A 6,942-nucleotide genomic window follows, 5' to 3' on the forward strand; every position below is an offset into this window, starting at 1 on the left:
CTTACTCTGCCCATTAGACGCGCTTGACTCTGGCAATATGACGTCACACCTGTAACCCCGGACGTTGAACGTGGCTTCTGAAGATAACGACGACAAAACAGAATCGCCCACCGCGCAACGGTTGCAAAAAGCGCGTGAAGAGGGGCAGATCCCCCGATCCAAAGAGCTGACCTCGGTGCTGATTATGCTGGCCGGCGTCTGCATCCTCTGGTTTGGCGGCGCGTCGTTTGGCCACCGCCTCTCGATGGTGCTCTCCTCCGGGCTACGTTTCGATCACAAGATTATTAGCGACCAGAACCTGATCCTCGGCCAAATCATCATGATGCTGAAGACGGCGCTGATCGGCATGCTGCCGCTGCTGGTGGGCGTGGTGATTATCGCGCTGGTGGCACCGGTGCTGCTCGGCGGGTTGGTGTTCAGCACCAAATCGCTGGCGTTTAAGTTCTCCAAACTCAATCCGATTAGCGGCATTGGACGTCTCTTCTCCGCCCAGGTCGGCGCGGAGCTGGTAAAGGCATTGATGAAAGCGCTGCTGATGGGCAGCGTGGCCGGCCTCTTCCTCTGGAATCACTGGCCGGACATGATGCGCCTGATGAGCGAATCGCCGGTGACGGCGATGGCCAGCGCCATGAACCTTGCCGGGCTCTGCGCGCTGCTGGTTTCGCTGAGCATCATCCCGATGGTCGGCTTTGACGTCTTCTGGCAGATCTACAGCCACATCAAAAAATTGCGCATGTCACGGCAGGATATTCGTGACGAATTTAAACAGAGCGAAGGCGACCCGCATGTGAAGGGGCGTATTCGCCAGATGCAGCGCTCCGCCGCCCGCCGTCGCATGATGGCGGACGTGCCGAAAGCGGATGTGATTGTCACTAACCCGACGCACTACTCCGTGGCGCTGCAGTATGACGAGAACAAAATGAGCGCGCCAAAAGTCGTCGCCAAAGGCGCGGGTGCCGTGGCGCTGCGTATTCGCGAGCTGGGCACCGAAAACCGCGTGCCGATTCTGGAAGCGCCGCCGCTGGCGCGTGCGCTCTATCGTCATGCTGAAATTGGTCAGCAAATCCCGGGCCAGCTCTATGCGGCAGTTGCCGAAGTGCTGGCGTGGGTATGGCAGTTGAAACGCTGGCGTCTGTCCGGCGGACAACGACCTGTTAAACCTGAGAATCTCCCGGTGCCAGAGGCGCTGGACTTTTTGAAAGAGAAGGACACTGATGGCTAATCTGGTGGCAATGCTGCGTCTGCCGAACAATCTGAAATCGACCCAGTGGCAAGTGCTCGCCGGGCCGGTGCTCATTTTGCTTATCCTGTCGATGATGGTGCTGCCGCTGCCGGCGTTTGTCCTCGACCTGCTGTTTACCTTTAATATTGCGCTGTCGATCATGGTGCTGCTGGTGGCGATGTTCACCCAGCGTACGCTCGAATTTGCCGCCTTCCCGACCATTTTGCTCTTCACCACGCTGCTGCGTCTGGCGCTGAACGTCGCATCCACCCGTATCATTCTGATGGAAGGGCATACCGGCGGTGCCGCGGCGGGGCGCGTGGTGGAAGCGTTTGGCCACTTCCTCGTCGGCGGTAACTTCGCCATCGGTATCGTGGTCTTTATCATTCTCGTGATCATCAACTTTATGGTTATCACCAAGGGTGCGGGGCGTATTGCCGAAGTGGGCGCGCGCTTCGTGCTTGACGGGATGCCGGGTAAACAGATGGCGATCGACGCCGACCTCAACGCCGGGATTATCGGCGAAGATGAAGCCAAGCGTCGTCGTAGCGAAGTGACCCAGGAGGCGGATTTCTACGGCTCCATGGACGGTGCGAGTAAGTTTGTGCGTGGTGATGCCGTCGCCGGGATTTTGATCATGGTGATCAACGTCATCGGCGGTCTGCTGGTCGGTGTGATTCAGCACGGTATGTCGATGGGCGATGCGGGATCAACCTACACCCTGCTGACCATCGGTGATGGTCTGGTTGCCCAGATCCCGGCGCTGGTGATCTCTACCGCCGCGGGCGTTATCGTGACCCGCGTCAGCACCGATCAGGACGTTGGTCAGCAGATGGTGGGGCAGCTCTTCAGCAACCCGCGCGTCATGATGCTGAGCGCCGGTGTACTCGGTCTGCTCGGTATGGTGCCAGGCATGCCAAACTTCGTCTTCCTTCTCTTTACCGCCGCGCTGCTCGGGCTTGCCTGGTGGCTGCGTGGCAAAGAGCAGAAAGCGCCACTGGAAGCCGCGCCGGTGAAAATGCCGGAGAACACCCAGGCGGTGGAAGCCACCTGGAGCGATGTGCAGCTGGAAGATAACCTCGGGATGGAAGTGGGCTACCGCCTGATCCCGATGGTCGATTTCCAGCAGGATGGTGAACTGCTTGGGCGTATCCGCAGTATTCGTAAGAAATTTGCGCAGGATATGGGCTTCCTGCCGCCGGTTGTGCACATCCGTGACAATATGGATCTGCCGCCCGCGCGCTACCGTATTCTGATGAAAGGGGTGGAGATTGGCAGCGGCGAAGCCTATCCGGGCCGTTGGCTGGCGATTAACCCCGGCACCGCGGCAGGCTCGCTGCCGGGTGAAGCGACCGTCGATCCGGCCTTTGGCCTGTCGGCAATCTGGATTGAGAGCGCCCTGAAAGAGCAGGCGCAGATCCAGGGCTTTACGGTAGTGGAGGCGAGTACCGTGGTGGCGACCCACCTCAACCATCTGATTGGGCAGTACGCTCCCGAGCTGTTTGGCCGCCAGGAGGCGCAACAGCTGCTTGACCGCGTCAGCCAGGAGATGCCGAAGCTGACCGAAGATCTGGTTCCGGGCGTGGTGACGCTGACGACGCTGCATAAAGTGTTGCAAAATCTGCTGGCCGAGCGCGTACCGATCCGCGACATGCGCACCATTCTGGAGACGCTGGCCGAGCATGCACCGTTGCAGAACGATCCGCATGAACTCACCTCCGTGGTGCGTGTGGCACTGGGCCGCGCTATTACTCAGCAGTGGTTCCCGGGCACGGGTGAAGTGCAGGTGATTGGTCTTGATACGCCGCTGGAGCGCCTGTTGTTACAAGCCCTGCAGGGCGGTGGCGGCCTCGAGCCGGGTCTGGCAGATCGTTTGCTGGAACAGACCCAGGAAGCGCTGACTCGCCAGGAGATGCTCGGCGCGCCGCCGGTGCTGCTGGTTAACCACGCTCTGCGTCCGCTGCTGGCCCGCTTCCTGCGCCGCAGCCTGCCGCAGCTGGTGGTGCTGTCAAATATGGAGATGTCTGACAACCGCAGCATTCGCATGACCGCGACCATCGGAGGCAAATAATGCGCAAGCTTGCTCTACTGTTGCTCACGCTGCCGGTGCTGGCGCACGCGATGGGCGAGGGGACCTGGCAGGCGAGCAGTATTGGCGTCACGCTCGCCAACCGCGGCGTGGTCGCCTCCTCATCGCAGCTTGGCCCGACAGAGCCGGTCAGCGGTCTGATGACCGATGTCTCCTGGCGTTATGAGCTGAATGGCCCGACGCCCGCCGGGCTGATTGTGCGCCTCTGTTCACAGGCGCGCTGCGTTGCGCTGGATGGTCAGAGCGGCACCACCCGCGCGTTTAATGGTGTACCGGCGCTGGAGCCGCTGCGCTATGTCTGGGAAGTACCGGGCGGTGGGCGTTTATGGCCTGCGCTATCGGTGCGCAGCAATCAGGTTATCGTCAACTATCGCCGTCCTCCGGCGCAGCCCTGAGCTGTAAACTCAATCAGTTAGCCCACTTTTTCACCGACAATCCCGCCATTCGCGCGGGATTTTGCTATCCGCCCCGCACTTTTGACCTCTCCTTTTGATGCAAAAGAAACGCTGTTTTATAAATCAGTGAAGCGAGTATTGGCACTCTTTGCATTTTTGCCAGATGGCGCATGTTAATGGCAGAAACAGAAAGGTTTCCCATTGCGCATCCCCTTACTTTAGCCGTGTAACAAATTCCTTTGACTCAGCCGGATCGTCAAAGGTCCCCCAAAATGAACAGGGTTGACGGCAATGAAAACACGAAAAATTGGATTGGCTAATTACCTGGCCTATGGGTCGGGCGATTTTCTGGGTGCAGGCACGACGGCGCTCACCGCCGCATGGTTACTCTACTTCTACACCACCTTTTGCGGCCTGACGCCGATTGAAGCGACCTTTATCTTCGCCGCCGCAAGGGTGCTGGATGCGGTGGTCAGCCCGCTGATGGGCTTCCTGACCGATAACTTCGGCTCGACCCGCTTAGGCAAGCGCTTTGGCCGCCGTAAATTCTTTATTCTGCTTGGTATCCCCTGCGTCTTTAGTTACTCGATTATGTGGGTTGGGGATATGAGCTTCTGGTACTACTTGCTCACCTATCTGCTGTTTGATGTGGTCTACACGATGATCCTGGTGCCGTATGAGACGCTGGTTCCGGAGATGACCGATGATTTCAAACAAAAAACCAAATTCTCCGGTGCACGCATCTCTATGGCGCAGATGTCGGCGATCCTCGCCTCCTTCCTGCCGGGCGTGCTGCTGACGCACTTTGGTAAAGACAACGCCGTCTCCTTCTTCTATGCCAGCCTGGTCTTCTCGGTGCTGTGCGCCATTATGCTGACTTTCGTCTGGATCTTTACCTGGGAACGCCCGCGCGAGGCGTGGACAGAAGCGGCGCTGCGCGCCGAAGAGGAGAAGAAAAGTTTATCACTCGGGCAGAGCCTGCGCCGCCTGGTGGTGGAACTGAGCTCGACGCTGCGTATTAAGATCTTCCGCCAGCATCTTGGCATGTATCTTGGCGGCTATATCGCCCAGGATGTGTTTAACGCTGTCTTCACCTACTACGTGGTGTTTGTGCTGATGCAGGAGGCCTCATTAGCCTCGAACCTGCTTGGTACGATGGCGATTTTCCAGTTTATCGCCGTTATCGCCATGATCCCGCTCTGCATCCGCTTCGGCCCGGCACCCTCTTATCGCATGGTGGTGGTGCTGTTTGGCCTCAGCGCGGTCTCATACGCGGTGCTCTACTACGCGGGCTTGAGCGATGTCTACTCGCTGCTGCTGCTGATCTCGGCTGTGGCGGGTCTGGGACGCGGGGGCATCAACTATGTGCCATGGAATACCTACACCTATATTGCCGATATCGATGAAGTGGTCACCGGACAGCGCCGCGAGGGGATCTTCGCCGGGATTATGACCCTGACCCGCAAAGCGTCGCAGGCTGGCGCAGTGATGCTGGTCGGGATTGTGATGCAGGCCTCCGGTTTTGTCTCCGGTCAGAAAACCCAGTTGCCGGAAGTGAGCCACACCATTTTGATGATTATGTGTTTCGGTACTGTCGCCGTGCTCTGCTGCGGCTTCCTTGTCTCGCTGCGCTTTAAGCTCAACCTGGAAACCCACAGCGTGCTGCGTGAAGAGACGGCAAAAATGCGCCAGAACGGCCGCGCGATGCCGGAGAGCATCACGCCAGACGCGCGTAAAACGGTCGAGATGCTGGCGGGGATGCCGTATGAATCCTTGTGGGGCAATAACAACATTGGTTTCCTGAATCGCAATAAACCGGCTGCGCCCACGCTGAAAGAGGCGCATCTGAAATCGACTTATAACTGAGGTTAATACTATGAAGGTTTGGCCTGTCAAACAGAGCCCGTTACTGCGTCAGCCAGAGCGTTTTATCGCCCGTGATGAACTGAAAGCGTTGATCCGCAAGGTGACGCACAATCTTGTCAACATTCACGATGATAGCGGCGAATTTTTACTCCGTCTCGACGATGGTCGTGTGATTGACACTAAAGGCTGGGCCGGATGGGAGTGGACGCACGGCGTCGGGCTGTATGGGATGTATCAATATTATCGCCAGACCGGCGATGAATACATTCTTGGCGTGATTGATAGCTGGTTTACCGATCGCTTTGCCGAGGGGGCAACCACCAAAAACGTCAATACCATGGCGCCGTTCCTGACGCTGGCGTACCGCTATGAAGAGACGCGTAACCCGGCGTTGCTTCCCTGGCTGGAGAGCTGGGCAGAGTGGGCGATGAGTGAGATGCCGCGCACCGATCACGGCGGCATGCAGCACATCACGCTGGCGGAGGAGAACCATCAGCAGATGTGGGACGATACGCTGATGATGACGGTGCTACCGCTGGCGAAGATCGGTAAATTGCTCAACAAGCCGGAGTATGTGGAAGAGGCGGTCTACCAGTTCCTGCTGCATGTGCAGAATTTGATGGATCGCGAAACGGGGCTGTGGTTCCACGGCTGGAGCTATGAGGGGTTGCACAACTTTGCGAAAGCCCGCTGGGCGCGCGGCAACAGCTGGCTGACGATTGTGATCCCCGATTTTCTCGAGCTGGTGGATCTGCCGGAACACAACGCCGTGCGCCGTTATCTGGTGCAGGTGTTGAATGCGCAGGTCGCGGCGCTGGCGAAATGCCAGCATCAGAGCGGGTTGTGGCATACGCTGCTGGACGATCCTGACTCCTATCTGGAGGCTTCCGCCACCGCCGGGTTTGCTTACGGGATGTTAAAAGCGCTGCGTAAGCGTTATATCAGCGCCGATTACGCGCCGGTCGCCGAGCGGGCGGTGAAGGCGATTGTTAATCATATCTCGCCAGAAGGGGAGCTGTTGCAGGTCTCATTCGGCACAGGGATGGGCAGCGATCTCGAGTTTTACCGCCAGATCCCGTTAACCTCCATGCCCTATGGCCAGGCAATGGCGATGCTCTGTTTGACTGAGTATCTGCGCAAATATTTTTAAGCAGCAGGTGGAAAAAAGAAAACCCCGGGAAGCCGGGGTTTTTTATGTGGAAAGTATGCCGCGCCTCATTGCCTGATGGCGCTTCGCTTATCAGGCCTACGGGTCACGAGGCCTGAATGGTGGCGTAGGCCGGATAAGGCAACGCCGCCATCCGGCGTTGAGGTGTATACCGGGCGTCATTGCCTGATGGCGCTTCGCTTATCAGGCCTGCGGGTCACGT

At 58.2% G+C, this 6,942-nt stretch carries 5 protein-coding genes; all 5 read left to right on the forward strand.

Annotation, left to right across the window (positions count from 1 at the left end; genetic code table 11):
- Window positions 1-70 precede the first annotated feature (70 nt).
- Window positions 71-1,222 carry a flagellar biosynthesis protein FlhB gene (gene flhB, locus PU683_RS11595; protein WP_277171570.1) on the forward strand — a complete coding sequence of 384 codons (1,152 nt, stop codon included), beginning with the start codon at window positions 71-73 and terminating at the stop codon, window positions 1,220-1,222.
- Window positions 1,215-3,293 (forward strand): flagellar biosynthesis protein FlhA, encoded by a 2,079-nt coding sequence (gene flhA / locus PU683_RS11600; protein WP_277171571.1) that lies wholly within the window; start codon window positions 1,215-1,217, stop codon window positions 3,291-3,293. Before flhB ends, flhA begins: the two co-directional genes overlap by 8 nt.
- A complete protein-coding gene (flhE, locus tag PU683_RS11605) occupies window positions 3,293-3,706 on the forward strand; it encodes a flagellar protein FlhE (RefSeq protein ID WP_277171572.1) in 414 nt (137 codons plus the stop codon). The genes flhA and flhE overlap by 1 nt, the downstream gene beginning before the upstream one ends.
- A 291-nt stretch (window positions 3,707-3,997) precedes the next feature.
- A complete protein-coding gene (locus PU683_RS11610; RefSeq protein WP_277171573.1) occupies window positions 3,998-5,572 on the forward strand; it encodes an MFS transporter in 1,575 nt (524 codons plus the stop codon).
- Window positions 5,573-5,582: 10 nt separating this feature from the next.
- Window positions 5,583-6,722, forward strand: a complete 1,140-nt coding sequence (gene bglB / locus PU683_RS11615; RefSeq protein ID WP_277171574.1) for a beta-galactosidase BglB — start codon at window positions 5,583-5,585, stop codon at window positions 6,720-6,722.
- Window positions 6,723-6,942 lie beyond the last annotated feature (220 nt).

Source organism: Candidatus Kosakonia sp. 282A-S69 (assembly GCF_029433855.1).
GTDB classification, from domain to species: Bacteria; Pseudomonadota; Gammaproteobacteria; order Enterobacterales; family Enterobacteriaceae; genus Kosakonia; species Kosakonia cowanii_A.